The organism is Crenothrix polyspora (assembly GCF_900163755.1).
Taxonomy (GTDB): domain Bacteria; phylum Pseudomonadota; class Gammaproteobacteria; order Methylococcales; family Methylomonadaceae; genus Crenothrix; species Crenothrix polyspora.
Window position 1 is genome coordinate 1 of sequence record NZ_FUKI01000125.1, and the last position, 1660, is coordinate 1660.

The 1660-nt window shown below is 44.2% G+C and carries 2 protein-coding genes; both read right to left on the reverse strand.

Translation table 11 applies throughout. The annotated features are described in order from the left end of the window. Positions 1-150 precede the first annotated feature (150 nt). Positions 151-756 carry a hypothetical protein gene (locus CRENPOLYSF2_RS11270; protein WP_087144050.1) on the reverse strand — a complete coding sequence of 202 codons (606 nt, stop codon included), beginning with the start codon at positions 754-756 and terminating at the stop codon, positions 151-153. A 156-nt stretch (positions 757-912) separates the two neighbouring features. Next, the gene (locus CRENPOLYSF2_RS11275) at positions 913-1575 is read right to left on the reverse strand and encodes a hypothetical protein (RefSeq protein WP_087144051.1); all 663 of its coding nucleotides are present in this window, start codon (positions 1573-1575) and stop codon (positions 913-915) included. Positions 1576-1660 lie beyond the last annotated feature (85 nt).

A 1660-nucleotide genomic window follows, 5' to 3' on the forward strand; every position in this document is an offset into this window, starting at 1 on the left:
GCGTATTTTCAAAGTCATTTATATCAGCTTATATTTAACAAAAAACAAACGAGAGATGAATTTTTCTTGTTTTAATTCGAAAGTCTAAAATCCAAAAAAATACTAAAATTAATTAAATATCAATATGTTATTTAAATGCTGAATTTTTATTTAGGGGTGCGGAATGTCAGCAATACGACCGTCCAGCTCTTCATAGCCCGTGATGGTGATGAACAGTCCGTCAAACTGGTTTTCCAACCCCACCTTTTTCTCAGGGGTTGGCTCGTGTTGGTATTTGAGCAACCCAGTGTAATAGGTCCAATATCGACTTCGAAAATCGGCCAAGGCTACCTGGTGTGATGGCACAAACGGCTTCAGTTTTTTATAGTGCCGCCCGTCATGAATCCAACACAGCGCAAGATAAAGGGTGAGCAGTTTGAATTGCGGGGCATCATCGGAAAGCAGTGTCGTGATAATCGGAAAGTCAGTTTGCTGTTGGTAGTAAGCGATGGCACAAGCTTCGGTAAGATGGGTGACTTGCCTGACACCCAAACCATTAAGGCAGGCCAGCTGTACTGCGAATTCGGCTTCATTCATGACGGTATCCGCTGGTAACTGTGCATCTATTGCAACACGGGATTTATCAGTCAGTTTAAAGGTGTCCAACAGTGTTTGTGCCTGCTGGTTATACAGGTATTGTACAGGGGTAAAATTGGTCAGTACGCTCAATACGGTCAGGCGGTCTTTCTTCGGGGTGGTGAAATAGGCCGTGAACAAAGGGCTACAGACAACTTGGCAATACTGGTTGACCCCATTAACCCGTGCTGAGGTGTCATCAATCTGGACATAGTCACTATGGGTAATGCCACTGCGGTACAGGTCACTTTTTTCTTGGTGAAACAGTGCATAACCGCCTGTCCATTGCTGTGCAATCTACGTTGCTGACACATTGATGCCGAAGTTGTGGAAAAAGCCTTGTATCCGTTGTTGGGACATATTGCACTCGGTTTTCAATACCGGTATTAAGGTACGGATGCCGACTCCATATTCGCCTTTGCCACGGGCTTCATCGGGTAATGCACCGTAATAGTATTTCTTCTGTGAAGGCGAATAATACGCAGCCCGGCGGTATTTGACGTTGTCTGTCTTGATGGTGATGTTTTGGACGATAACGTCCTGATAGTATTTGAACACCAAGTCGTCAGGCAAGCCAGTTTTGTCCAGGGGGCAGATTTGCTCGCGGTCTATTTTTATCTTGGGTAGTTTTGCTTCGCGTTGGCGTTTCTTTTTGCCATCGGCATTCTCAGCGACTTCGCCGTTTGCATCGGCTTCGGCTTGTTTACGGTCAGCTTCCGATGAAACATCTCCATCTTTCCTTTTGTTGACCTTAATGTCAGGCTTTCCTTGCTCGCCTTTCAGCCGGTTAATTTCATCGCGTAGCTTCTGAAGTTCAACTTTCTGTTCTGCGTTTTCTGCAATTAACCTTTCTACAAGGTTTAACAGTTTTTTGACAATATCCAACTCTACGCCACTTTTTAGTTGGGCGGTTAGTTGGTCGATGGCGGTTACTTCAGCCTGTAAGTAGTCTGTTTTCAAAGTACATTAAGAGTCGGTGCTTTATGGCTTTTAGTCAAGTTATTTTGACGAATTGTATCGCCACCTTGGTATTTAAAGTAGATAC